The 24,338-nt window shown below is 69.7% G+C and carries 19 protein-coding genes; 12 read left to right on the top strand and 7 right to left on the bottom strand.

Annotated elements, in window-relative coordinates; translation table 11 throughout:
• The first annotated feature begins 4 nt into the window (after window positions 1-4).
• From HPO96_RS11860 to HPO96_RS11850, 3 genes are read left to right on the top strand one after another with little or no spacing between them, the layout of a single operon-like run.
• Complete coding sequence (locus tag HPO96_RS11860) at window positions 5-1,429, top strand: polysaccharide lyase 6 family protein (protein ID WP_171673409.1); 1,425 nt, start codon at window positions 5-7, stop codon at window positions 1,427-1,429.
• Entirely contained in the window at window positions 1,426-2,286 is an 861-nt protein-coding gene (locus tag HPO96_RS11855) for an AraC family transcriptional regulator (RefSeq protein WP_171673408.1), read from the top strand. Before HPO96_RS11860 ends, HPO96_RS11855 begins: the two co-directional genes overlap by 4 nt.
• Window positions 2,287-2,297: 11 nt before the next feature.
• Entirely contained in the window at window positions 2,298-3,716 is a 1,419-nt protein-coding gene (locus HPO96_RS11850) for a polysaccharide lyase 6 family protein (RefSeq protein ID WP_171673407.1), read from the top strand.
• Here the strand turns inward: HPO96_RS11850 and HPO96_RS11845 are convergent, their stop codons facing one another.
• A complete protein-coding gene (locus HPO96_RS11845) occupies window positions 3,717-5,090 on the bottom strand; it encodes an MFS transporter (protein ID WP_171673406.1) in 1,374 nt (457 codons plus the stop codon). It lies immediately after the preceding gene.
• Between the two features lie 493 nt (window positions 5,091-5,583).
• Complete coding sequence (locus tag HPO96_RS11840) at window positions 5,584-6,336, bottom strand: glycerophosphodiester phosphodiesterase family protein (protein WP_337796595.1); 753 nt, start codon at window positions 6,334-6,336, stop codon at window positions 5,584-5,586.
• Between the two features lie 26 nt (window positions 6,337-6,362).
• Here HPO96_RS11840 and HPO96_RS11835 point away from each other — a divergent pair, with 26 nt between their 5' ends.
• On the top strand, window positions 6,363-7,490 hold the full coding sequence (locus tag HPO96_RS11835) for an aminotransferase class V-fold PLP-dependent enzyme (protein ID WP_337796594.1): 1,128 nt from the start codon (window positions 6,363-6,365) through the stop codon (window positions 7,488-7,490).
• Window positions 7,487-8,101 carry a class I SAM-dependent methyltransferase gene (locus HPO96_RS11830; protein ID WP_337796593.1) on the top strand — a complete coding sequence of 205 codons (615 nt, stop codon included), beginning with the start codon at window positions 7,487-7,489 and terminating at the stop codon, window positions 8,099-8,101. Before HPO96_RS11835 ends, HPO96_RS11830 begins: the two co-directional genes overlap by 4 nt.
• A gap of 11 nt (window positions 8,102-8,112) precedes the next feature.
• Here HPO96_RS11830 and HPO96_RS11825 read toward each other — a convergent pair whose 3' ends face one another.
• Window positions 8,113-10,869 (bottom strand): alpha-L-rhamnosidase, encoded by a 2,757-nt coding sequence (locus HPO96_RS11825; RefSeq protein ID WP_171673404.1) that lies wholly within the window; start codon window positions 10,867-10,869, stop codon window positions 8,113-8,115.
• Window positions 10,870-10,987: 118 nt separating this feature from the next.
• Here HPO96_RS11825 and HPO96_RS11820 point away from each other — a divergent pair, with 118 nt between their 5' ends.
• The gene (locus tag HPO96_RS11820) at window positions 10,988-11,884 is read left to right on the top strand and encodes a helix-turn-helix transcriptional regulator (protein WP_171673403.1); all 897 of its coding nucleotides are present in this window, start codon (window positions 10,988-10,990) and stop codon (window positions 11,882-11,884) included.
• On the opposite strand, the gene HPO96_RS38160 is transcribed toward HPO96_RS11820, so the two are convergent.
• Together HPO96_RS38160 and HPO96_RS11810 are read right to left on the bottom strand one after the other, a co-directional pair.
• Complete coding sequence (locus HPO96_RS38160; protein ID WP_171673402.1) at window positions 11,885-12,343, bottom strand: PGPGW domain-containing protein; 459 nt, start codon at window positions 12,341-12,343, stop codon at window positions 11,885-11,887.
• A gap of 64 nt (window positions 12,344-12,407) precedes the next feature.
• Window positions 12,408-14,531, bottom strand: coding sequence for a peptidoglycan DD-metalloendopeptidase family protein (locus HPO96_RS11810; RefSeq protein ID WP_171673401.1), 2,124 nt, complete (start codon window positions 14,529-14,531; stop codon window positions 12,408-12,410).
• A 126-nt stretch (window positions 14,532-14,657) separates the two neighbouring features.
• On the opposite strand from HPO96_RS11810, the gene lpdA reads away from it, so the two are divergent.
• Window positions 14,658-16,055, top strand: a complete 1,398-nt coding sequence (gene lpdA, locus HPO96_RS11805) for a dihydrolipoyl dehydrogenase (RefSeq protein ID WP_171673400.1) — start codon at window positions 14,658-14,660, stop codon at window positions 16,053-16,055.
• A 3-nt stretch (window positions 16,056-16,058) separates the two neighbouring features.
• Here lpdA and HPO96_RS11800 read toward each other — a convergent pair whose 3' ends face one another.
• Complete coding sequence (locus HPO96_RS11800; RefSeq protein ID WP_171673399.1) at window positions 16,059-16,808, bottom strand: metallophosphoesterase; 750 nt, start codon at window positions 16,806-16,808, stop codon at window positions 16,059-16,061.
• A 75-nt stretch (window positions 16,809-16,883) separates the two neighbouring features.
• On the opposite strand from HPO96_RS11800, the gene HPO96_RS11795 reads away from it, so the two are divergent.
• The 5 genes from HPO96_RS11795 (at window position 16,884) to HPO96_RS11775 (ending at window position 21,729) form a co-directional block, all read left to right on the top strand.
• Window positions 16,884-18,242: a dihydrolipoyl dehydrogenase family protein gene (locus HPO96_RS11795; protein WP_171673398.1), complete on the top strand. Its 1,359-nt coding sequence runs from the start codon at window positions 16,884-16,886 to the stop codon at window positions 18,240-18,242.
• Between the two features lie 45 nt (window positions 18,243-18,287).
• A complete protein-coding gene (locus HPO96_RS11790) occupies window positions 18,288-19,301 on the top strand; it encodes an energy-coupling factor ABC transporter permease (protein WP_171673397.1) in 1,014 nt (337 codons plus the stop codon).
• Complete coding sequence (gene cbiQ / locus HPO96_RS11785) at window positions 19,298-20,056, top strand: cobalt ECF transporter T component CbiQ (RefSeq protein WP_171673396.1); 759 nt, start codon at window positions 19,298-19,300, stop codon at window positions 20,054-20,056. The genes HPO96_RS11790 and cbiQ overlap by 4 nt, the downstream gene beginning before the upstream one ends.
• Window positions 20,053-20,826 (top strand): ATP-binding cassette domain-containing protein, encoded by a 774-nt coding sequence (locus HPO96_RS11780; protein ID WP_171673395.1) that lies wholly within the window; start codon window positions 20,053-20,055, stop codon window positions 20,824-20,826. The genes cbiQ and HPO96_RS11780 overlap by 4 nt, the downstream gene beginning before the upstream one ends.
• A 117-nt stretch (window positions 20,827-20,943) precedes the next feature.
• Window positions 20,944-21,729, top strand: a complete 786-nt coding sequence (locus HPO96_RS11775) for an SGNH/GDSL hydrolase family protein (protein WP_171673394.1) — start codon at window positions 20,944-20,946, stop codon at window positions 21,727-21,729.
• 258 nt (window positions 21,730-21,987) lie between these two features.
• Here HPO96_RS11775 and HPO96_RS11770 read toward each other — a convergent pair whose 3' ends face one another.
• On the bottom strand, window positions 21,988-24,243 hold the full coding sequence (locus tag HPO96_RS11770) for an ATP-binding cassette domain-containing protein (RefSeq protein WP_171673393.1): 2,256 nt from the start codon (window positions 24,241-24,243) through the stop codon (window positions 21,988-21,990).
• Window positions 24,244-24,338: the final 95 nt, after the last annotated feature.

The following is a 24,338-nucleotide window of genomic DNA, read 5'->3' as shown; positions in this document are numbered from 1 at the left end:
CTCCATGAACCGCCGTACCTTTCTCACCACCACCGGCGCAGTCGCCGCCGGAGTCGCCGTGACGACGGCCACGCCGGCGGTCGCCGCGGCGTCCGACCGGCGCTTCGTCCGGACCCTCGACGAGCTGGGCCGGGCCCTGGCGACCGCGGGGCCGGGGACGACGATCACCGTTGCCGACGGCCACTACCCGGTCACCGACCCGATCGCGATCACCAACAAACGCGGCCGCCCGGGCCGGCCGATCACGCTCCGGGCCGAGTCGATCGGCGGCGTCGTGCTGACCGGCGCGCAGAGCTTCGTGTTCTCGGCGTCCGCCGACATCACGCTGCAGGGTTTCGCGTTCCGGCAGAGCACGACGCTGGAGCTGCCACCGGACTGCCGCCGGATCCGGCTCACCCGCAACGACTTCCAGCTGGCCGATCTGCCCGGGCTGCACTGGCTGATGGTCCGGGCCGACCACTCGACGATCGACCACAACGCCTTCCACGGGAAGACCACGCTCGGCATCTACCTCGGGATCGAGGGCGCCGGCACCGACCAGATGGCGCAGGGTGTCCATGTCTACCGCAATCATTTCAGCGACCACAGCTTTCCTGGTGACAATGGCGGTGAGCCGATTCGGCTGGGCGTTAGTCCGCGGGCGCTCTCGACGGCGGGCGCGGTGATCGAGTCGAACCTGTTCGAGCGGGCCAACGGCGACCCCGAGGCGATCTCGGTGAAGTCCTCGGGCAATGTCATCCGGCACAACACGATCCGGGACAGCTTCGGCGGGATCGTGCTGCGGCACGGTAACGACAACCGGGTCGAGGGCAACTACCTGCTGGCCGGCAAGAACGGCATCCGGATCTACGGCAACGACCACCTGATCGTGAACAACTACGTCGAGCGGATCGCCGGCACCGGCGTCGTTCTCGGCAGCGGGAACGTCCGCGACCACTTCCCGGGGGAGCCGCCGACCTCGCGCACCGGGAACGACGCGCCGGACGGCGTCGAGATCGTGCTGAACACGGTCCTGGACTGCCAGACCGCGATCAGCGGCGAGAGCCACCGGACCCTGCCGCCGCTCGGTTGCACGATCGCGGACAATCTCCTGGTGGCTGAATCCGGGCAACTTCTGAACGTGCCGTTCCAGGACGGCATCACCTGGTCGGGCAACCTGCACTGGGGCGCGGCAAGCGACGGCAACGCCCCCGCCGCCGGGTTCCGCCGCCTCGATCCGAAGCTGGCGGCCGGGCCTGACGGCGTCCGCCGGCTGACGGCGGGCAGCCCGGCCATCAACGCGGCGAGCCGGTCGTACCGCGATGTCGAGGAGGACCTCGACGGTGACCGGCGGACCCGCCGGCCCGACGTCGGCGCGGACGAGTTCTCGCGGCGCCGCCCCTGTCGCGGGCCCTTGACCGCGGCCGACGTCGGCCCGCACTCGGCATGAGTACGACGGAGCCGACGGCGGTCCGGACGCGGAGCGAGGACGAGGTGATCCGCGCCCAGCTGGACCGGCTGCGGCTGGACCTGGTGGTCGCGGCCCGCATCACCAAGGTGCACCCGGAGTGGTCCCGGCCCTTGGAGCCGGACCCGTTCTCCCGGCTGTACCTGATCCTCGAGGGTGAGGGCCGCCTGGTCGTCGGCGACGTCGAGCTGTACCCGAAGCCGGGGGAGCTGTGCTATCTCCCGGCCGAGGTGCCGGTGTCGTACGAGACGATCAGCGCCAACGTGTTCCGCAAGCATTGGCTGCACTTCTCCGCGCTGGTCGGCGACCGGGACATCGGCGAGGTGCTGACGCTGCCCTACATCGTGCCGAGCAAGGCGCCCGACGAGGCGGCCACCCTGTTCGAGCAGGTCGGCGCGGCCGATCGCGATCCGCCCGGGCTGGCGACGCCGCTGCGCGTCCGCTCCGCGCTGACCGCGCTGTTCGCGCACTACCTGGACAGCGCGCCGCCCGGATCGGTCCGGCTCGCGGGCCAGCAGTCGGCGGAGTCCGGCGTCGTGCAGTACATCCAGGACAACCTCGGCAACCCGCTCGCCGTCGAGGATCTGGCGGCCCGCCACGGCCAGGATCTGGCCGGTTTCGTCCGGCGGTTCCGGACCGAGTACGGGCTGTCGCCGAAGCAGTACATCAAGCGGGCCCGGATCGAGTGGGCCCAGCGCGAGCTCATCACCACCGCACGACCGATGGAGGAGATCGCCGCCGCCGTCGGAATGGACCAGTCGTACTTCTCGAAGGTTTTCCGCCAGGTCAGCTCGGTCACGCCGAGCGAGTACCGGAAGCTGTACCGCCCACGCAGTTGAGGAGCCTCATGATGAAACGTCGTACCTTCCTGACCGGCGCCGTCGGCGTCGGTGTCGGCACCGCCGCGGCGCTGCAGGTCAGACCTGCCTTCGCCGCCCCGGTGACGTCGCTGTCGCAGCTCCAGTCGGCCATCAACTCGGCCACCGCCGGCACCACGATCACGCTGGCCAACGGCTCGTACGCCGTCGGCTCCAGCGGGATCACGATCAACGGCCGCAACGGCACCACGAGTTCGCCGATCACCATCCAGGCCGAGACCAAGGGCGGGGTGACGCTGACCGGCTCGAAGAGTTTCGTGATCTCGAACTCGTCGAACATCACGATCAGCGGTTTCGTCTTCAAACAGACGTCGACCTTCGACCTGGCCACCAGCGCGACCCGGATCCGGCTCACCCGCAACGAGTTCGCGCTCGGCTCCGCGGCCAGCCACTCGGTCGTCGTCCGCGGTGACGACGTCAAGATCGACCGGAACGTCTTCCGGGACAAGTCCTCCGTCGGGTGTTACCTGGTGATCGACGGTCCGGGCGGCGACGACGTGATCGCCAAGCGCACCTACATCCTGCGCAACCATTTCCGCGACCACACCTTCAGCGGCTCGAACGGCGGTGAGCCGATCCGGCTCGGCGTCAGCAGCCGCGCGCTCGCGGACGCCGACGCGACGGTCGAGTACAACCTGTTCGAGCGGGTGGACGGCGATCCCGAGGCGATCTCGGTGAAGGCGTCGGGGAACACGATCCGCTACAACACGATCCGCAACAGCCTCGGCGGCATCGTGCTCCGGCACGGTAACGACAACCGGGTCGAGAGCAACTACATCCTCGGCGGCGACAACGGAATTCGCATCTACGGTAACGACCACCTGATCGTCAACAACTACGTCGACGGGGTCGGGAGCGCGGGCGTCGTGCTCGGCAGCGGCACCGAGCGCGACCACACTCCGGGCGAGCCCGAGGACGACCGCCGCGGCAACGACGCGCCGGACCGGGTCGTCATCGTGCTCAACACGCTGCGGAACAACTCTGAGGGCATCGCCGGGGAGAGCCAGCGGTCGGTTCAGCCGCAGGCCTGCCAGATCCGCGACAACCTGCTCGTCGGGAGCAGCGGTCAGCTGACCAACCTGCCGTACCAGTCGGGTGTCACCTTCTCCGGCAACATCCTCTGGGGCTCGGCGTCGAACGGCACGATCCCGTCGTCCGGCTTCACCCGGGCCGACCCGAAGCTCGCCGCCGGTTCGGACGGCGTCTACCGGCTCGGCTCCGGCAGCGCCGCCATCAACGCGGTCTCGGCGAACCACTCCAGCCGGGTCACCGACGACGTCGACGGCCAGGCCCGGACAGCGCCGTACGACGTCGGCGCGGACGAGTACTCGACGGCCACGCCGGTCCGGCGTCCGCTCAACGCCGCGGACGTCGGACCGAACGCGACCTAGTCAGATCAGGGTGGGCTGGGTGTTGCCGGCCTCGTCGATGCCCCTGCGCATGTCGACGCGGCTGAGCAGCACCAGCCCCACCAGGAAGAACAGCCCGAGCGCCACGATCGCCGGCCGGTAGGAGCCGGTGATCTGGTGGACCAGGCCGAAGACAAGCGTGCCGAGCCACGACGTCCCGCGCTCACCGGCCTGGTAGAGGCTGAAGTACTCGGCCTCGCGGCCCTTCGGGATCAGCTGGCTGAAGGCCGACCGGGACAGCGCCTGCGTGCCGCCGAGCACGATGCCGATCGCGGCGCCCATCAGCAGGAACGGCACGATCTGCCGCTCGGGCAGCAGGAAGCCGGCCACCACGATCAGCATCCAGACCACCAGGCCGCCCATGATCGTGTTCTTGGTGCCGAAACGGCGCGCGAACCGGCCGAAGGCGAGCGCGCCGAAGAACGCGATGAACTGGACGAGCAGGATCGTCATGATCAGCACCTGGGTCTCGAACCCGAGCTGCTTCTCGCCGTACGTCGACGACACCGAGATGACCGTCTGGATCCCGTCGTTGAAGAACAGGTACGCGACCAGGAACAGCAGCGTCACCGGATAGGCGCGCATATGCTTCAGCGTCGCCGCGAGCTGGCCGAAGCTCTGCTTGATCAGGCTGCCGCTCCGCACCGGGACGACGTTCGCCGGCGGCCGGTTCCGCAGTTTGACGAACGGGAAGAACGTGAACGCGCCCCACCACAACCCCGCGCTGAGCAGACTGAGCCGGACGGCGGTGCCCTGGCTGATGCCGAGCGCCTCGTGCGCCGTCACCACGCCCAGGTTGATCGCGAGCAGGATGAACCCGCCGAGGTACCCGAAGGCCCAGGCCCGCGACGAGACGTCGTCCCGATCGTCCGGCGGCGCGATGTCGATCAGGATCGAGTCGTACACCACCATCGACGACCCGAGGCACAGATTGCCCACGAACAACAGCAGCGCCCCCAACTCCCAGCGCCCGCCGCCGACGAACACCATGCACGACGCCGCCAGCGCACCCGTCCACGCGAAGCCGCACATCAGCAGCTTCTTCCGCTCCAGCCGATCCGCGATCGCACCGACCACCGGCAGGAACAACGCCGAGAACAACGTCGCCACCGTCACCACGTAGAACGCAAGCGACCCAGGCGAGATCCCGAGCCCAAGCACCTCCAGGTTCGTGTCACACGGCCGATCCGTAGACCCGACGTACCCACAAGCAGCCGTCTCCGCGACCGACGTCAAATACGGCGCGAACAGCACAGTGCCAACAGTCGTCACATACCCGGAGTTGGCCCAGTCATAAAGACTGAACCCCCAGTACTCCCGCTTGTCGACGGCCGCGGGGGCGGAAAGAAGTCCCATGCCCAGAGTCTGGCAGCTCCAGAGGACCAACAGGTGCCTTGTCAGGAGGAGGCCAGGCGCGCGTCGGCCGCCAGGAACCGGCGTTCGTCGGGCCGGCCCAGCAAACCGTGGGTCGACCCACCGCACGCGGCTGGCCCACCCACCTGTCGCTGGGTCAGCCCAGCAAACCGCGGGACGACCCACCGCATGCGGTTGGCCGACCCACCTGTCGCTTGGTCAGCCCAGCAAACCGCGGGACGACCCACTGCATGCGGTTGGCCGACCCACCTGTCGCTGGGCCGGCCCAGCAAACCGCGGGACGACCCACTGCACGCGGTTGGCCCACCCACCTGTCGCTGGGTCAGCCCAGCAAACCGCGGGACGACCCACCGCATGCGGTTGGCCGACCCACCTGTCGCTGGGTCAGCCCAGCAAACCGCGGGACGACCCACCGCACGCGGTTGGCCCACCCACCCGCCGCTGGGTCAGCCCAGCAAACGGGAGCGCCGCTGATTTACCGCCACTGGCCGCGGTCGGTGAGGACTTGGCGGAGGAGGTCGGTTCGGTCGGTGATGAGGCCGTCGACGCCGGCGTCGAGCATGCGGTGCATGGTGGGTGGGTCGTCGACGGTCCAGACGTGGACCTGTTTGCCGCGGGAGTGGGCGCGGGTGATGAGGCCGGGGGTGAGGACGGTGAACGATTTGTAGTGCTCGGGGATTTGCAGGCAGGCGCCTTGGGAGGGGAGGGCGAAGGGGAGGAAGCGGAGCAGGGCGGTCTCGCGGTCGCCGTAGCCGGTGCAGAGGCGGGGGCCGAGGAGTTTGCGGATGCGGCGGACGCGGGACTGGGAGAAGGAGGAGACGCAGACCCGGTCGAGTGCGTTCGCGGCGCGGAGGACGTCGGCGGCGGGGACGAGGCCGTTCTCGTGTTTGATGTCGAGGTTGAAGCGGACGGCGGGGAAGTGGTCGAGGAGCTCGTCGAGGCGGGGGATCGGCTCGCGGCCGTTGATCCTCGCCTGGCGGACCTCGGACCAGGGCAGCGCCGAGATCAGCCCGGTGCGGTCGGTGACGCGATCGAGGCGGTCGTCGTGGAAGGCGATCACGACGCCGTCGCTGGTGGCGTGCAGGTCGGTCTCCAGGTAGCGGTAGCCGAGGCCGACGGCGTGCTCGAAGGCGAACAGCGTGTTCTCGTACCCGATCAGCTCCGGATGCCGGGCGCCGCCGCGATGCGCCATGGCGATCGGCCCGTCGTGGTCGAGGTAGGGGTACACGTCAGGAATTATGTACCGTTCGGGTGGTGACGGTACTCAGCCCCCGCCCAGACCTGTGGAGCCTCGATCCGGCCGTGGTGCACCTGAACCACGGCTCGTGGGGCGCGGTTCCCCGGCGTACCCAGGAGGTCCTGAGCGCGCTGCGCGCCGAGGCCGAGGCGAACCCGATGCGCTGGTTCCGCTCCGTCCCGGAGCGCTTGACCGCGGCCCGGCTCGAGCTGGCCGCCTTCCTGGACGCCGACCCGGCCGGCTTCGCCCTCGTCGCGAACGCGAGCGCCGGCATCACCGCCGCCTTCGCCACCGTGCCGATCTCGACCGGCACCCGGATCGTCACCACCAGCCACGTGTACGGCGCCTCCCGGTACGCCGCCGAGCGGGTCGCCCGCGCCCGTGGCGCCGAGCTGTACGTCGTCGACCTCCCGATGCAGGCGGACGACGACACCGTGGTCGCCCTGATCGAGCCGGCCCTGGTCGGCGCCTCGGCCCTGCTCGTCGACCACGTCAGCGCGGCCACCGGCGCGATCCTCCCGATCGCCCGGCTCGTCGAGCTCGCGCACGACCGCGACGTACCGGTCATCGTGGACGGCGCGCACGCCCCGGCGCTCATCGACGCCCCGACCGGCGACGGCGCCGACTTCTGGACGGGCAACTTCCACAAGTGGCCGGCCGCCCCGCGCGCGACCGCGGGTCTGGTGGTCGCCGAGCGCTGGCGGACGGCGTCGTACCCGCTGATCACCTCGTGGTCGGAGTACGACGAGCGGCTGCCGGAGCGCTTCGACATGCAGGGGACGCAAGACTACGCAGCCTGGATCGCGGCGCCGGAGTCGTTGCGGGTGCTGGCCGAGCTGGAGTGGGCGGTTCGGCGTCCGCAGCTGACCGCGATGCTTGAGGAAGGCGCCGCGCTGGTGGCCAAGGCGCTCGGGACGTCGGTCGGTGAGCTCGCGAACCCGGCGCCGACGCTGCGGCTGGTCGAGCTGCCGTCGGTGATCGCCGACGCAGAGCCGTTCAAGGCGCGCTTCTCCCGCGAGCACCAGATCGAGATCACGCTGACCGGGTACGAGGGCCGCAGCTACCTGCGGCTCTCGGCGCACGCCTACAACACCCCCGAGTGCTACCGGAAACTGTCGGTGGCACTTCCTAAAGTCCTCGCGTGAACGACATCCAGACCTCGTACAACACCGCCGCCGCCGACTACCACTCGATGCTGAAAAACCTGCTCGCCGACGGCGTGGCCGAGCGGATGATGCTCAGCTACTTCACCGAGCTCCTCCCATCCGGCCCGGTCGCCGACCTCGGCTGCGGCACCGGCCGCGTCACCGCCCACCTGGCCGCCACCGGCCTGGACGTCTTCGGTCTCGACCTCACCCCCGGCATGATCGAGGTCGCCCGCGCCGCCTACCCCGGTCTCCGCTTCGACGTCGGCTCGATCTTCGACCTCGACCTGAAAGCCGACTCACTCGCCGGCGCCCTCCTCTGGTACTCCCTCGTCCACACCCCACGCGCCGACCTCCCCGCAGCCTTCGCCGAGGTCCACCGCGTCCTCCAGCCCGGCGGCCACCTCGTCTACGCCTTCAAGGCCGGCTCGGACACCTATCACCTCACCTCGGGCTACGGTCACGCCATCGATCTCGACGTCTACCTGCAGGAGCCGGCCGACATGGCCGCCCTGCTTGCCGAGACCGGCTTCGAGGAGGTCGCCCGCCTCGTCCACGCCCCCGAGTGGGGCGAGAAACAATCCCAGGCCTACCTCCTCGTCCGCAAGTAGCCTCCTGGGGATCACTGGTTGAGGAGGGTTTCGAGGGCGGAGCGCAGTGCTTCGGAGTCGCCGGTCACCTCCTCGAGGCCGGCTGCGGGGCGGTCGAGGTACGGCGCTAATCGGTGCGCGAGCGCGGCGTCGTCGGCTGCGAAACCGCTCTCCACTGCTGCCGCGACGATCGCGGTCCAGCTCGGCTCGTGGTCGATGAGCTGTCGGATGGTTGGCGCTGCGGCGAGATCGAGGGGCTGAATGTCGGCCGCCGTCCAGGTGTGGGTGCCGTGGCCGACCTCGACCGGCTCGTTCAGGCCCGGTACGACGACCCGCGCCCGGGACCCGACCGGAACGGTCACGGAGAGCGCGATCTCAGCGTCTTTCCGGGACCAGGCGACAGCTGCTTCGCCGTACGGGGTCAGGTGTTTGGCCGATGCGCTGGTGAGGTGTGCCGAGATGAGCGGATCGATGACGAGAGAGCGGTATCCCGGTTCTCCGGGCGCGAGGCCCGCGACCCGGCGGTGCAACCAGTCGGCGACCGCGCCGAGCGCGTAGTGGTTGAACGAGGTCATCTCGCCCGGGTTGATACTGCCGTCCGGCAGCATGCTGTCGTAGCGCTCCCAGACCGTGGTCGCGCCCATCGTCACCGCGTACAGCCAGGATGGACAGCTGCTCTGCAGCAGCAACCGGTACGCCAGATCGGGGTGGCCGGCGTCGGTGAGTGCGTCGGCGATCAGCGGCGTACCGACGAAACCCGTACTGATCCGGAAGCCGCTGCCGCGGACCAGATCGGCCAGTCGCGCGCCGGCCCGCTCGCGCTGTCGAGCATCCGGTAGCAGGGCCCACTGCAGGGCTAGCGCGTAGTTCGTGGCCGAGTCGCTGAGCACCCGGCCGCCCACGGTGGTGTACTCGGCTGCGAACGCCTGCCGGACGCGCGCGGCCAGATCGGCGTACTGCTCGGCCAGGGCAGTTTCCCCGAGGACCTGGGCCGCCTGCGCGACGACGCCGGCTGACCGGGCCAGATGCGCCGTCGCGAGGACGTCAGGGTCGGCCTTGGCGAGGGACGCGTTCTCGGGCGGCGCGGTCGGGTCGAGCCAGTCGCCGAACTGGAAGCCGCCGGACCACAGCAGATCCTCCCCGGCCAGCTCGGTCATCTTGTCCACCCACGCCCGCATGCTCGGCAGTTGGCGGCGCAGTACTTCGACGTCCCCGCTGGCCGTGTAGACAACCCAGGGCACGAGCGTCGCCGCGTCACCCCAGGCCGCGGTGGCCGGCTCGGCGTTCCGCAGGACGTCGGGGATCACGAACGGAACCGACCCGTCCTTGTGCTGCTCGGCGGCGAGGTCGGCGAGCCAGTTGCCGAGGAAGCCGGTCGTGTCGAACAGGAAGGTCGCGGTGGGGGAGAAGACCTGGATGTCGCCGGTCCAGCCGAGCCGTTCATCGCGCTGCGGGCAGTCGGTCGGGACGTCGACGAAGTTGCCGCGCATCCCCCAGACGACGTTCTGATGGAACCGGTTGAGCAGACCGCTGGACGACTCGAACCAGCCGGTCCGCCGCAGATCGCTGCCGACGACGACCGCGCGGAGGTCGTCCAGTTGCAGATCGGGAACGCCGGTGACCTCGGCGTACCGGAAACCGTGGAAGGTCAGCGGGGAGTCGAGTACCCGCTCCTCGGGCCCGGCGAGCACATAGGTGTCGGTCGCCTTCGCCGTCCGCAGCGGCCGGACGCCGAGCTCGCCGTTCTCCAGGACCTCGGCATGCCGGACGACGACCTCGTCACCAGCCCCGCCGCCGCGCACCGTCAACTGCACCCGCCCGACCAGGTTCTGCCCGAAATCGATCAGCGCCTTACCCGATGGCGACGTGCTGATCTCGATGGCCCGCAGTTCCTCGGTGATCCGCACCGGCGGCCCGTCCGGCCCGACGAGCAGCGACAGGTCGGCATCGAGGACGTCGACCGCGGTCGCCGCCCCGATCGGACGCCGGAAGTCGGTCCGCTGCCCGTCGTACAGGTCGTCCGCGACGACCGCGCTCTCCCGCGACGTCCAGGTCGCATCACTGCCGAACGTGTGCACCTCGCCGTCGCCGGTGGTCACCTCCAGCTGCGCAAGGACGGCGAGGCGCTCGCCGTACAGGCAGGTCTGGTCGCGGAAGCCCAAGCGCCCGCGGTACCAGCCGTTGCCGAGCAGGAAGCCGAGCCGATTCGCGCCCGGCTCGACAAGTTCAGTCACGTCGTGGGTCTGGTAACGCAGCCGCTGCTGATAGACGGTCCAGCCCGGGGCCAGCTCCTCGGCGCCGACGCGACGGCCGTTCAGTTCGGGGAAGTAGATGCCGTGCGCGGTGACGAACAGCCGTGCCTTGGCGATGTCACCCGGTAGCTCGACCTCGGTCCCGACCAGGGGTGCGGGGGAGCCGTGCGGGTTGTCCCGCGGGCTGACGAACCGCGCGCTCCAATCGTCGGGGCTGAGCAAACCGGCCTCGACGACGGCCGCCTCGCTCCAATCACTCCAGTCGACCCCGCGGACGCGGACTCGGATGACGGCCGCCTGGCGCGACGCAAGCGGCGTACCCGGCCAGGGGACGAGCACTTGGTCGGCGGACTCGACAGTGTGGATCTCCGTCGTCCCGGCGGTGATCTCGACCTGGTACGCCGTCTGGACGTAGCCGTCCGGTGCGGAGGCGACCTGCCAGGACAGTCGGGGCGCCGGCGTACCGAGGCCGAGCGCCGGCCCGGCGTCGGTGCGGTGTTCGAAGCGGATGCTGCTCGGTGCGGCGAGGTGCGACATGCGGCTCCAACCGTTGCGAATGAAACGATTCAGACCAGCTTGCGACGGACCGGCGAGCAGTCATAGTCCGGAGTTCACGAGACCTAGCACAAAATGCACCTCGGCCCTAGGGTGAGGCATGGCCAACGAGCCGATGCGGACCCACGGCACCCTGCTGCACTTCGTCGAGGGGACGATCGTGCACGCGGGGCAGCACGTGCACGAGGGCTCCCACCCGTTGCACACCCACAGCTTCTTCGAGATCGCGCTGGTGATCGCGGGTGACGGCGTCCATCACAGCCAGTCCGGCCGGCAGCAGTTGCAGCCCGGCGACGCGATCTTGCTGCGCCCCGGCGTCTGGCACGAGTACGAGCAGTGCCGCGGGCTGTTGGTCTACAACTGCTGTTTCGCGGCCGACCTCGTCCAGCGCGAGCTGGCCTGGACCCGCGAGGACCCGCTGCTGGGTTACCTTCTCTGGACCGGGCCGTTCTCCGCGCAGCGACGCGGTGTTCTGAGTATGCACTTGGACGACGAGACCTTCGCGGAAGCCCGGCGGCACCTGGACGGCCTCCGCGAGCTGCGCGACCAGCCAATCGGTCGGCACCGCGGGGAGTTGGTCGGCTGGTTGTCGCTCTACCTGAGCTGCCTGGCCCGGATCGTGGCCGAGCGCAACGATGTCCGCCAGCAGGCGCATCCCGCCGTCCTCACCGCGATGCGGATGCTCGAAGCCGACCCGGCCCGGCCCTGGACGCTCACCGAGCTGGCCCAGGCCCTGCACCTGGCGCCCGGCTACCTCGTCCGCCTGTTCAAGTCGGCCACCGGCCTACCGCCGATGGCCTACCTGTCCCGGCATCGCGCCGAGCTCGCAGCCGGCCAGCTGCTGCACACCGACCTGCCCGTGAGCCGGATCGGCGAGGCGGTCGGCTGGCCCGACCAGAACTACTTCGCCCGCCGGTTCAAATCCCACTACGGGCTCAGCGCCAGCAACTACCGGCAACGTTTCAACACCCCGAAGTACGGGCCGGTCGGGCACTGATCAGCCGAGCAGCGGCAGCTTGTGCAGGAACGACTCCCAAGAGTCGGGGAGCCAGCCCGGCACACCGAGCACAGCCATGTAGAGCCAGACCGCGATCAGGACGCAGCAGAACAGCGCGACACTGCCCAAGGTCTTGAGCCAGGCGGGCTGCTTACCCGTCCAGGCGGTCAGCTCCTTGACCCAGTCCTTCACCTTGTAGAGCAGGCGCTGGGCCCACTCGAACTCGCTGGCCAGGATGGCCAGGCCGGCGATGAACAGCGGGATACCGCCCGGCCCCGGCAACCAGCCGGTCAGCGGGGCGGCGATGATCAGCACGCCGCCGACCACACCCACCAGGACTCGGTAGATCAGGTGCTTCTTCGGATCCGCCCGGATCCGCCGGCGCCACTCCCACCGGTCGTCCTGCGCATCGAGCGTGATGTTGTGATCAGTGCGGTCGGGACTTTCCTGCTCGGCCACGTTCCCACCCTACGTGCTGAGTCCACCGAATTCCCGTAGCTCAGGCCCTTCGGTTTTGCTGCGCTCAAGGCTTCACAGGCTTACCGAATTCCCAGTGCCAGGGCTCTTCGCGGCTGCCGCCCTGGTCGGCCCAGGCCGGGTGCCGCCAGCCGAACGCCTGCGCCTGCTGCTTCATCCACCGGTACTGGGCGGTGCCGAACTTCTCGATGCCGCCGCACAGGTCGACCGCGACCCCCCAGCCGTGGTTCGACGTCCCGGGCAGGGCGGCCAGCGACGGCTTGCGCGCGTAGAGATCGACCTGGGCCTGGTAGGACCGATAGGAGTCGGTGATGCAGAGCGACCGCCCGAACGCGGCCCGATAGGCGCCGCTGAGCTGCAAGTACGCCGCGGCGGCGTCACAGCGCAGCATGTGACCGTTGCCGACGGCGCACAATTTGCTGGACGGGATCATCCCGTTGCTGAACCCGCCCCAGCCGGTCGTCGCCGATCCGGTCGCCAGGAACGGCATCGGGTTCACCGCGTCGCCGCCGATCCGGACCTCGAAGTGCAGGTGCGCGCCGGTCGAGTTGCCCTCGCTGCCGACGCCGCCGATCCGCTGCCCGGCCTTGACCTGCTGGCCGTCGGTGACGCTGACCGAGCTCAGGTGCGCGTAGAGCGTCTCCAGGCCGCCGCCGTGGTCGATGCGGACCAGGTTCCCCGCCCAGGGCGGGTGCTCGACCCGGACCGTGCCGGAGGTCACCGCGCGCACCGGCGTCCCGAGGGCGGCCGGGAAGTCCTGGCCGGTGTGGTAACCGCTCGACCACAGCGAGCCGGACTGACCGAACGACGTGCCGATCTCGTACGTCCCGTCGGCGAGCGGCCACGTCCAGGCGCCGGAGGCGACGCTGTACGACGTCCCGGTGTTACCGCAGCGGAAGTCTTCGGCCCCGGAGCCGGTCGCGGGGGCGACCTGGGCCTTGCTCGGGGCGCCGAGAGTCGGCCGGAGGACGGCGTACAGGGTCTCGGGGACCGGGGTGACGACGACCGCGCCCTTCGCCTCGTCGGCGGCGATCATCTCGTCGTTGTCGAGGGCGATACCGATGTGGACCAGGCCGAGCGACTTGCTGCCCATGAGCATCAGGTCGCCGGGCTGGGCCTGCTCGTGCGGGACGGCCTGGTACCCGGGGTAGACCTTGGCGATCGTGGCCGGAAGTTTCGCGTACGGCGCCCACGCCGTCCGCGCGGCGCCGAGGCAGCCGTACATCGCCGGGCCGCCGGCGTCGACGCCGTACCCGCGGCCGACCAGCGTGAAGGCCTGGTTGACCGCCTTGATCGTCTCGGCCGGCAGCACGCGCAGCGACTTGCCGGTGATCAGCACGGACGCCGCGCCCGGAATGGTCTGGCCGCCGTCGATCAGCGGGGTGAGTGGGGCGGGCAGCTTGGCCGGGTCCTTGAGGGCGGCCGCGGCGGGCAGCACGACCTTGGCCGTGCTGAGCTCGGTCAGGTAGGCCTGCCAGCGCAACAGCGCCTGCTGGTTGCGGGCCAGCTGGAGCTGCTTGGACAGCTCGGAGGCGCCGTCGAGCTCGGGGAGCTGGTCCATCGCGCGGGCGGCGGCGTCCGCGGCCTTCTGCTTGACATCCTTGCCGAGCTGGGTGGCCTTGCCGGCCGCGAGCTGTGCGTCGGCGCGCTTGCCGGCGGCCTCGGCCTTCGCCTTGGCGGCGTCGTTACCGGCGTTCATGGCCTTGTTGTACTGCGAGACCTGGGTGCTGCCGAGCTGCTGGATCGCGGTCTGCCGGTCGGCGATCTCCTGCAGGTTCTCCGCGACCGGGGACAGTGACCAGATCATCGATTCGGCGCCGAGCGTGGTCGGGATGCCGAGCTGGTAGGCCTGGGCGGTGATGACGCCGAGCCGCCGGCGCTCCTCGTCGGCGCGGCCGCCGACGGTCGCCGCGGAGGCCTCGGCCTTCTTCGCGGCGGCTTCGGCCCGCTCGGCGGCCTTGAGCGCGTTGGTGTAGGCGATCGTCGCCTTGGCGAACTCGGCCTGCAGCGCGGCGGCCTCGGCCTGGAGCTGCTCCAGCGAGCGTTTGACATCGGTCACGGAGGCGGGCGGGGGCGGGGTGGGCGTGTCGGCGTACGCCGGCAGCGAGACCACCGCCAGCAGTGTGCCGAGTGCTGCGAACCGCAGCCCCCGACGGTTCCCCAGAACCATCAGGCCCCCATCGTCGTCGCCTCACCTCAGGCGCGCGGCAGCGAGCGGGCCCCCGCGCCTGCCCAGGGTATGCCGGGAAAGGTCCCCGCGAAACCCTGCCCTGGACGGACCTACTAAAGTTCAGGTATGGCCTCGCACTTTGACGTTGTTGTCCTCGGCGCAGGTCCGGGTGGGTATGTCGCGGCGATCCGCGCGGCTCAGCTCGGGCTCAAGACCGCCATCATCGAGAAGAAGTACTGGGGCGGTGTCTGCCTGAACGTGGGCTGCATCCCCTCCAAGGCGCTGCTGCGGAACGCCGAGCTGTCGCACATCTTCCGCACGGAGGCGAAGACCTTCGGGATCAGCGGCGAGGTCACCTTCGACTTCCCGGCCGCCGTCCAGCGCAGCCGCAAGGTCGCCGACGGCCGGGTCAAGGGCGTCCACTTCCTGATGAAGAAGAACAGCATCACCGAGTTCGACGGCTGGGGCTCGTTCACCGACGCGAACACCCTCGACGTCACGCTGAACGACGGCTCCTCGGAGACCGTCACGTTCGGGCACGCGATCATCGCCACCGGGGCGACCACCAAGCTGCTGCCGGGCACCCAGCTGACCGACCGGGTGGTCACCTACGAGGAGCAGATCCTCACCGAGGAGCTGCCGGGCTCGATCGTGATCGCCGGCGCCGGCGCGATCGGCGTCGAGTTCGCGTACGTGCTGGCCAACTACGGCGTCAAGGTGACGATCGTCGAGTTCCTGGACCGGATGGTCCCGCTCGAGGACCCAGATGTCTCCAAGGAGCTCGCGAAGGCGTACAAGAAGCTCGGCGTCGACGTCCTCACCTCCACCCGGGTCGACTCGATCGACGACTCCGGCGACCAGGTCAAGGTGACCGTCACCGGTAAGGACGGCGCGAGCAAGGTCATCGAGGCCGACAAGGTCATGCAGGCGATCGGCTTCCAGCCGCGCGTCGACGGCTACGGCCTGGACAAGACCGGCGTCCAGCTGACCGAGCGCGGCGCGATCGGCGTCGACGGCCTGTGCCGGACGAATGTGCCGAACATCTTCGCGATCGGCGACGTCACCGCGAAGCTGATGCTCGCGCACGCGGCCGAGGCGATGGGCGTGATCGCCGCCGAGACCATCGCCGGGCACGAGACGATGGAGCTCGACTACGCGATGATCCCGCGGGCGACCTTCTGCCAGCCGCAGATCGCCAGCTTCGGCTACACCGAGGAGGAGGCCAAGAAGCTCGGCCACGAGGTGAAGGTGGCCAAGTTCCCGTTCACCGCGAACGGCAAGGCGCACGGCCTCGGCGACCCGACCGGTTTCGTCAAGGTGATCAGCGACGCCAAGTACGGCGAGCTGCTCGGCGCGCACCTGATCGGCCCCGAGGTCACCGAGCTGCTCCCCGAGCTCACCCTCGCCCAGAAGTGGGATCTGACCACCAAGGAGCTGGCGCGCAACGTGCACGCGCACCCGACGCTGAGCGAGGCCCTTCAGGAGGCCTTCCACGGCCTCGAAGGGCACATGATCAACTTCTGACCGTCAGGGAAACCTGTAGAACGTCTGCAGCGGCCCATCCGGGTAGAGCACATGGAGTGCCAGCCCCGGGTGGGCTTCTGTGTCTACGATCCCGCTCGGCACGGCCGGCTCGAAGGGCAGCGGGACGGTCGAGCGGATACCGGGCGCGCCGAGGACGCGATGCCCGGCGAACGACGTGACGACCGCGTTGTGCACGTGGCCGGTCAGGATCGCCGTGATCGACTTACCGCTGAGCACACGCTCGAGCGCATCCTGCGCGTGCAGCAGCCACTGGTCCATGATCGGGTGCCGCATCGTCAGCGGCGGGTGATGCATCGCGACGAACGTCGGCCCGTCGTAGGGCTCGCCGAGCGTCGCATCCAGCCAGTCCAGTGAGTCGGCCGACAACAGCCCGTGGTCCGCGCCTGGAACAGTCGTGTCGACCAGCGCGAACCGCGCCCCGGCCACCTCACGCACCTGATGCACGGGGTGGTCGAACCCGGGGGAGTCGAGATACTCGGCCAGCCCCTTGCGCAGCGGCTCGCTGACATCGTGGTTCCCCGGCAGGACCAGAACCGGTACGCCGGTCGGCAGCTCCGCCGCGAGCTCGGCGTACTCGCTGTCGAGGCCGTGGTCGGCCAGATCACCCGACACCAGCACAACGTCCACCGGCCGCTGAAAGGCGTTCAGGTACGCCGTGATCCGGCGCAACCGCTCCCGGGGGACGTCGGTGCCGTCGAGATGCGGGTCACTCAGGTGCGCGATGACGAACATGTCAGCACCTTACGGGGTGCTGACGCGCCGGGGTGGGGCTTGGCGGGGCGGGGGTGGTCTGCGAGATTGGGCGGCATGGCTGAACAGGTTGATGTGGTCGTGATCGGGTTGGGCGTCGGGGGCGAGGAGGCGTCCGGCCGGCTGGCTGAGGCCGGGCTGAACGTGGTGGGGCTGGAGCCGCGGCTGGTTGGCGGCGAGTGCCCGTATTACGGCTGCATTCCGAGCAAGATGATGATCCGGGCCGCCAACCTGATCGCCGAGACGCGCCGCGTCGACGGCCTGGCCGGGACGGCGACGATCACGCCGGACTGGGCCCCGGTCGCGCAGCGCATCCGCGACGAGGCGACCGACAACTGGAACGACCAGGTCGCGGTCGACCGGCTGGTCAAGAAGGGCGTCACGTTCGTGCGTGAGCACGGCGTCCTCACCGGCCCGCGGACGGTTCGCGCGGGTGATCGCGAGTTCGAGGCGAGCCGCGGCATTGTCGTCGCGACCGGCACGGTCCCGTTCGTGCCGCCGATCGAGGGCCTGGCCGGGACGCCGTTCTGGACCAACCAGGACGCCATTCGCGCCGAGACCTTGCCGGCGTCGCTGATCGTGCTCGGCGGCGGCGCGATCGGCGTCGAGCTGACCCAGGTGTTCGCGCGGTTCGGCGTCGCGGTGACCGTGATCGAGGGCGCCGAGCGGATCCTCGCGCTGGAGGAGCCGGAGTCCGGCGATCTGGCCCGGGCGACGCTGGAGAAGGACGGCGTCACCGTGCACACCGGCGTCCACGCGACGAAGGTCGCCCATGACGGCGGCGAGTTCACCGTCACACTCGACGACGGCAACACGGCACAGGGCGAGAAGTTGCTGGTGGCAACGGGACGCCGGGTGGACCTGGCGCGGCTCGGCCTCGACCAAGCCGGTCTCGACCCGGCGGTGCGGCGGATCGAGGTCGACGAGCACGTCCGGGCCGCCGACGGCGTTTGGGCGGTCGGCGACGTGACCGGCGTCGGCGCGTTCACGCACACCGCGATGTACCAGGCGAACGTCGCCGTCCACGACATCCTCGGGACGCCGGACGCGCCGCTCGCGTCGTACCACGCGATGCCGCGGGTCACCTTCCTGGACCCGGAGATCGGCGCGGTCGGGCTGACCGAGAAGCAGGCGCGGGAGCAGGGGCTGAAAGTTGCGACCGGGTCCAGCCAGATCCCGTACTCGTCGCGCGGTTTCATCCACAAGGCCGGGAACGAGGGGTTCATCAAACTCGTCGTCGACTCCGACCGCGGCGTCCTGGTCGGCGCGACCAGCGCGGGCCCGACCGGTGGCGAGGTGCTCGGCGCGCTGGCCGTCGCTGTCCACGCGGGTGTTCCGGTGAACTCTCTGCAACAGGTCATTTACGCCTACCCGACGTTCCACCGCGCGATCGGCGACGCCCTCAAGCAGCTGTGAGATGCCTTGTTGCGATTCGATCGCAACAGGTTCAAGATCGACCCCGTGCATGTTCCTGATGGGTTCTTCGACGCCCCGACGTCCATCGCCACCGGCCTGATCGCGGCCGGGGCGGTCGGGTTCAGCCTGCAGCGCGCGAACCGGGAGATCCGCGAGACCGGTCCCGCGCTGGCCGGGCTGACGGCGGCGTTCGTGTTCGCCGTGCAGATGGTGAACTTCCCGGTCGGCGCCGGCACCAGCGGCCACCTGCTCGGCGGTGCGCTGGCCGCCGCGCTGGTCGGGCCGTGGACGGCTGTGCTGGTGATGTCGACCGTCCTGCTCGTCCAGGGGTTGCTCTTCGCGGACGGCGGCCTGACCGCGCTCGGCACCAACATCACCCTGATGGGCCTGATCACGGTGCTGGCCGGATACTTCGTCATCCGGGCGCTGTTGACTGTGCTCCCGCGGCGTACCGGCAGCGTCGTGCCGGCGGCGACCGTCGGTGCGCTCGTGTCGGTGCCGGTCGCCGCGCTCGCCTTCACCGGCCTGTACGCGATCGGCGGCGCGGTCGACATTCCGCTCGGCAAGCTGGCCACGGCGATGGTCGGCTGGCACGTCCTGGTCGGGATCGGCGAGGCCGTCATCACCGCGGCGGTGCTCGGCGCCGTCGTCGCGACCCGGCCTGACCTGGTCTACGCCGCGCGGCATCTGCAGCAGGATCTCGTCCTGGTCGATGCCGATGGCAACACCTCGACCGTGTCCCCGGACAAGCCGATCGCGGCCAAACCGGCGGGTCGTTCGCTCGGGGTCGGCGTCGCGGTCTCACTCGTCATCGCGGGCGCGGTCAGCCTGCTGGCGAGCGCGCACCCGGACGGCCTGGAGTTCGTCGGCGCCGAACTCGGCTTCGACAGTGCCGCGAAGGACTCCGCGGTCGCGGGCAGCCCACTCGCGGACTACGGCGTCAGCGGCATCGGCAACGCCCAGGTCTCCGGCGCGCTGGCCGGCATCATCGGCGTCCTGGTCACGATCGCCGTCGGCCTGGCCATCGCGAAGATCGCGTCGCTGCGTAAAGCGTCATGAGCGGCGACGGCCTGCTCGTCGCGGTGGACAGCAAGATCCACCGCGTCCCGGCGCAGGTCAAGCTCGTCGCGCTGTTCGTCTTCGTCCTCGCGGTCGTCTCGACCCCGGCGGCGAGCTTCTGGGCGTTCGCTCTGTACGCCGTGCTGCTCGTGGGCGCCGTCGTCATGGCGAAGCTGCCCGCGCTGGTGGTGTCGCGACGGCTGGCCGTGGAGACGCCGTTCATCGTGTTCGCATTGCTGCTGCCGTTCGTGGCGACCGGGCCGACGATCGACGTCCTCGGGCTCGAGTTGTCGCGGTCCGGCGTCCTGGGCGCCTGGAACGTCCTGGCCAAAGGGACGCTCGGCGTTGTGGCGGCGATCCTGCTGTCCGCGACGACTGGGCCGCGGGAGCTGCTCGCCGGTCTGGAGCGGCTTCGGCTGCCCGCGACGCTGATCGCCATCCTGTCGTTCATGGTTCGCTACCTGAGCGTCGTCTCCGACGATCTGCACCGGATGCGGATCGCGCGTGAGTCCCGGGGGTACGTCGGCGGCCGGGCCGGGCATCTGCGCGCCGTCGCCGGGGGAGTGGGCGCGCTCTTCGTCCGGAGCTTCGAGCGCGGCGAGCGGGTGCACCTGGCAATGCGGTCGCGCGGATACACCGGCCGGATGCCGCTGCTGGGCGAGGTCGGCGCGAGCCGGGCGCAGTGGCTCGAAGGGCTGACCATCTCCCTGGCGGCAGTCGCGATCGCGGTGGCAGCTAGGGTTGTCGGCTTGTGAGCGGTCCCGCGATTCAGGTCGAGCGTCTCGTCTTCGCCTACCCCGACGGCCGGCAGGCCCTGTTCGGCGTCGACTTCACCGTCCGGCGCGGTGAACGCGTCGCGCTGCTCGGCCCGAACGGCGCCGGGAAGACCACGCTGGTCCTGCATCTGAACGGCATCCTCGGCTCGGTCGCCGGCGGGACCGGCAGCGGCCGGATCCAGATCGGCGGCACCGGGCTGCACCGCGATCACCTGCCCGAGATCCGCCGCAAGGTCGGCCTGGTCTTCCAGGATCCCGACGACCAGCTGTTCATGCCGACCGTGCGGGACGACGTCGCCTTCGGCCCGGCCAACCTCGGACTGCGGGGCGCGGAGCTGGACGACCGGGTTCGCGAAGCGCTGGTCCAGGTCGGCATGCAGGATCACGCTGACCTCGCGCCGCACCACCTGTCGTTCGGTCAGCGCCGCCGGGTCGCGGTCGCGACCGTGCTGGCGATGCGCCCCGAAGTCCTGGTCCTGGACGAGCCGTCGAGCAACCTGGACCCGGCCAGCCGGCGCGAGCTGGCCGACATCCTGACCGGGCTCGACGTGACACTGCTGATGATCACCCACGACCTGCCGTACGCGCTGCAGCTGTGCGAGCGCAGCCTGCTGATGGACGACGGCCGGATCGTCGCCGACGGCCGGACCAGAGAGCTGCTCGGGGACGCCGAGCTGATGAGCGCACACCGGCTGGAGCTGCCGTACGGGTTCGACCCGCTCTCGGTCCCCGGTCCCGAAGGCCGCTGACCTGCGCCAGAAATACCTCGCCAGTTTCTTACCAGGACCTTGTCTGTTACCCGCGAGTCAGAGAAGGTGACGTTCAGTACTTCTGTCGCCACCCCTCGCACACAAGGCGGTCCGCCCATGAAGTCCATCGCCAGTGTTCTGTCCGCCGCGGCCCTCGGCGCCGCGATGCTGCTGCAGCCCGGCGTCGCGCACGCCGCGGTGAACTATGTCGCGCTCGGCGACTCCTACGCCTCGGGAGTCGGCACCCGTAGCTACGACCCGAGCAGTGGCAACTGCCAGCGCTCGACCAAAGCCTACCCGTACCTGGACGCCACCCGGCTCGGCGCGAACCTGACCTTCGTCGCGTGCTCCGGCGCCCGCGTCGCCGACGTCACCAACAACCAGCTCAGCGCGGTGACGAGCGCGGCGAACCGGGTCACGGTCCAGGTCGGCGGTAACGACGCAGGCTTCTCCTCGGTGATCACCGAATGCGCCAAACCGGCCTGGCTCGGGAACTGCGACACCGCGATCAACAACTCCCAGGCCACCATCAAGAACACGCTGCCCGGCCGCCTGAACGGCCTGTACGCCGCGATCAAGAGCCGCGCGAGCTCGGCCAAGATCATCGTGGTCGGCTACCCGCGGCTGTTCAACGGCACCGACTGCAACGCCGGCACCTTCTTCAGCGCCGCCGAGATGACCCGGCTGAACCAGACCGCCGACCTGCTGAACACCACGATCAAGGCCGCCGCGAACGCTGCCGGCTACGTGTTCGTGGATCCGACGTCGAAGTTCATCGGGCATGCCGTCTGCGGTAACCCGGAGTGGATCAACGGCCTGTCCAACCCGGTCAGCGAGTCCTACCACCCGAACGTCACCGGCCAGGCCCAGTACGCCGCCCTCGTAGCCCCCGCCCTCACCTGACCCATTTGCCTGGTCGGCCAGTCAAGCGTGGGGTGGGCCAGGCGCCTGCGGGTGGCCCACCCCTGGTTTGCCGGGCCCACCAGGCAAATGCGTGGGCCGGCTAGGCAGGTGCGTGGGCCGGTGGCCCCGGTTCCCTCGATTCGCCGACGTTTGCCTGGTCGGCTAGTCAAGCGTGGGGTGGGCCAGGCGCCTGCGGGTGGCCCACCCCTGGTTTGCCGGGCCCACCAGGCAAATGCGTGGGCCGGCTAGGCAAAGGTGTTACTGCCGGACGTACGCGCGGAGGTGTTCGGCGGTGAGGCTCGGGCTGCTCTCGACGAGGTCGGCGGGGGTGCCGGTGAAGACGACCTGGCCGCCGTCGTGACCGGCGCCCGGACCGACGTCGATCAGCCAGTCGGCGTGCGCCATCACGGCCAAGTGGTGCTCGATCACGATCACCGTGTTGCCGTCGTCCACGAGCGCGTCGAGCATCGCGAGCAGCCGGTCGACATCGGCCAGGTGCAGGCCGGTGGTCGGCTCGTCGAGGATGTAGATCGAGCCGCTCTTGCCCATGTTGATGGCGAGTTTGATCCGCTGCCGCTCACCGCCGGACAGCGTGGTCAGCGGCTGGCCGAGGCCGATGTAGCCCAGGCCGACGGTCGACAGCCGGTCGAGGATCGCGCGGGCCGGCCCCTTCGGGAAGAACTCCCGCGCCTCGGCGACGGTCATCCGCAGCACTTCGCTGATGTTCTTGCCGCGCAACTGATAGGCGAGCACCTCGGCCGTGAACCGGGCGCCGTTGCAGACCTCGCAGACCGAGGCGACCTCGGCCATCATGGCCAGATCGGTGTAGACCAGCCCGATGCCCTTGCAGGACGGGCAGGCGCCGACCGAGTTCGCGCTGAACAGGCCCGGTTTCACCCCGTTCGCCTTCGCGAACTCGGCGCGGATCGGGTCCAGCAGCCCGGTGTAGGTCGCCGGGTTGCTCCGCTTCGAGCCCCGGATCGGGTCCTGCCCGGCGACGATCACGCCGGGCCGCCCGGCCAGCGAGCCGTGCACGAGCGAGCTCTTCCCGGAGCCGGCCACGCCGGTGATCACGGTCAGCACCCCGGTCGGGATGTCGACGCTCACGTCGCGCAGGTTGTGCAGGGTCGCGTTCTCGATCGCGAGCTTCCCGGTCGGACGGCGGACGTCGTCCCGGACGGGCACCCGATGGTCGAGGTACCGGCCGGTCAGCGAGCCGGAGTTCTTCAGGCCCTCCAGGTCACCCGCGTAACACAGCCGCCCACCGGCCGTCCCGGCGCCCGGACCGAGGTCGACGACGTGGTCGGCGATCCGGATCGTCTCCGGTTTGTGCTCGACGACGAGCACGGTGTTGCCCTTGTCCCGGAGCTGGATCAGCAGGTCGTTCATCCGCTGGATGTCGTGCGGGTGCAGCCCGACGGTCGGCTCGTCGAAGACGTAGGTGACATCGCTCAGACTCGAACCGAGGTGCCGGACCAGCTTGACCCGCTGCGCCTCACCGCCGGACAGCGTGCCCGACTCACGATCCAGGCTCAGGTAGCCCAGGCCGATCGTGACCATCGAGCCAAGGGTCTGCTGGAGCCCTTCGAGGACCGGGCCGACCGTCGGGTCGTCGAGCCCGGCGACGAAGTCGGCCAGGTCGCTGATCTGCATCGACGAGCAGTCGCCGATCGTCAGGCCCTTCACGGTCACCGAGCGGGCGGCCTCGTTCAGCCGGGTGCCGCCGCATTCGGCGCAGACGTCCTGTTTCACGGCGCGGGCGGCGAAGGCCCGCGCCTGACTCTGCATCGCGTCGATGTCCTTGCCGACGTACTGGCGCTTGATCTTCGAGACCAGCCCCTCGAAGGTCATCGAGACCTTGCCGAGTTTGATCTTGGTCGGCTCCTGGTGAAGGAACTGCTCCCAGGTCTCGGCCGGGTAGTCGCGCAGCGGCAGGTCGGGGTCGAACAGGCCGGATTTCGCGAACGCCTGCCACCACCAGGTGTCGATCGCATAGCCGGGCGCGGTGATCGCGCCCTGGTTCAGGCTCAGCTCGCGGTCGACGAGCTGGTCGACGTCGAGCTCGGTGGTCCGGCCGAGGCCGCCGCAGGTCGGGCACATCCCTTCGGCCCGGTTGAAGCTGAACGCGGACGGCGGCCCCGGGTTCGGCGTACCGGCGCGGCTGAACAGCACCCGGAGCATGGTGTGGGCGTCAGTCGCGGTACCGACCGTGGAGCGGGAGTTCGCGCCGATCCGCTCCTGGTCGACGATGATCGCGGCGGAGAGATTCTGTAGCGCGTCCACGTCCGGCCGGGCCAGACTGGGCATGAAGTTCTGGACGAAGGCGGTGTAGGTCTCGTTGATCAGCCGCTGCGACTCCGCGGCGATCGTGTCGAACACGAGCGAGGATTTCCCGGAGCCGGAGACTCCGGTGAAGACGGTCAGACGGCGCTTGGGGATGTCCAGCGACACTCCGGCGAGGTTGTTCTCGCGGGCGCCCCGGACTTCGATCACGTCATGGCTGTCGGCAAGCATCCTTGAATCGTCTCATTGAACCGTCCGTGCGAAGTTTGCCGCGAATGGCAGCCTCAGGTTGGGGTCGAAAGCTTCAACGGCGACGTGAAGGTGTG

It is taken from the genome of Kribbella sandramycini, from assembly GCF_013131805.1.
GTDB classification, from domain to species: domain Bacteria; phylum Actinomycetota; class Actinomycetes; order Propionibacteriales; family Kribbellaceae; genus Kribbella; species Kribbella sandramycini.
This window is presented reverse-complemented; position numbering and strand designations above follow the sequence as displayed.

Bases quoted from the DNA above. Each gene is read 5' to 3' on its own strand.
- HPO96_RS11845 (WP_171673406.1), bottom strand. From the start codon at position 5,090: ATGGGACTTCTTTCCGCCCCCGCGGCCGTCGACAAGCGGGAGTACTGG.
- HPO96_RS11850 (WP_171673407.1), top strand. From the start codon at position 2,298: ATGAAACGTCGTACCTTCCTGACCGGCGCCGTCGGCGTCGGTGTCGGC.
- HPO96_RS11810 (WP_171673401.1), bottom strand. From the start codon at position 14,531: ATGGTTCTGGGGAACCGTCGGGGGCTGCGGTTCGCAGCACTCGGCACA.
- HPO96_RS11820 (WP_171673403.1), top strand. From the start codon at position 10,988: ATGGCCAACGAGCCGATGCGGACCCACGGCACCCTGCTGCACTTCGTC.
- HPO96_RS11800 (WP_171673399.1), bottom strand. From the start codon at position 16,808: ATGTTCGTCATCGCGCACCTGAGTGACCCGCATCTCGACGGCACCGAC.
- HPO96_RS11775 (WP_171673394.1), top strand. From the start codon at position 20,944: ATGAAGTCCATCGCCAGTGTTCTGTCCGCCGCGGCCCTCGGCGCCGCG.
- HPO96_RS11825 (WP_171673404.1), bottom strand. From the start codon at position 10,869: ATGTCGCACCTCGCCGCACCGAGCAGCATCCGCTTCGAACACCGCACC.
- lpdA (WP_171673400.1), top strand. From the start codon at position 14,658: ATGGCCTCGCACTTTGACGTTGTTGTCCTCGGCGCAGGTCCGGGTGGG.
- HPO96_RS11855 (WP_171673408.1), top strand. From the start codon at position 1,426: ATGAGTACGACGGAGCCGACGGCGGTCCGGACGCGGAGCGAGGACGAG.
- HPO96_RS11795 (WP_171673398.1), top strand. From the start codon at position 16,884: ATGGCTGAACAGGTTGATGTGGTCGTGATCGGGTTGGGCGTCGGGGGC.
- cbiQ (WP_171673396.1), top strand. From the start codon at position 19,298: ATGAGCGGCGACGGCCTGCTCGTCGCGGTGGACAGCAAGATCCACCGC.
- HPO96_RS11860 (WP_171673409.1), top strand. From the start codon at position 5: ATGAACCGCCGTACCTTTCTCACCACCACCGGCGCAGTCGCCGCCGGA.
- HPO96_RS11770 (WP_171673393.1), bottom strand. From the start codon at position 24,243: ATGCTTGCCGACAGCCATGACGTGATCGAAGTCCGGGGCGCCCGCGAG.